Source organism: Psychrobacter sp. TB20-MNA-CIBAN-0197 (assembly GCF_040309765.1).
GTDB classification, from domain to species: Bacteria; Pseudomonadota; Gammaproteobacteria; order Pseudomonadales; family Moraxellaceae; genus Psychrobacter; species Psychrobacter submarinus.
Window position 1 is genome coordinate 1 of record NZ_JBEOPC010001246.1, and the last position, 243, is coordinate 243.

The following is a 243-nucleotide window of genomic DNA, read 5'->3' on the forward strand; positions in this document are numbered from 1 at the left end:
GCACAAACGTGGCCAGGCGGCCAGCGCCTGCTCGTGGGCGTAGAGTCCGTCACCGAGCAGCGGATGGCCGATCGACAACATGTGCACGCGCAGTTGATGCGAGCGCCCGGTAATCGGTGTCAGTTCGACGCGGCACCAGTCGCCGCACCGTTCCAGCACCTTCCAGAACGTCAGCGCATGTTTGCCGAATTCGTGATCGACCACATGCCGTGGTTTGGTCGGCGGATCGTAGCGAAGGGGCAG

The 243-nt window shown here is 63.8% G+C and carries 1 protein-coding gene; it reads right to left on the bottom strand.

Annotated features, from left to right (window positions below; all coding sequences use genetic code 11):
- Positions 1 to 243, bottom strand: a 243-nt coding sequence (locus AAEY83_RS17960) for a pseudouridine synthase (protein WP_351061402.1), incomplete at both ends; no start/stop codon positions are given.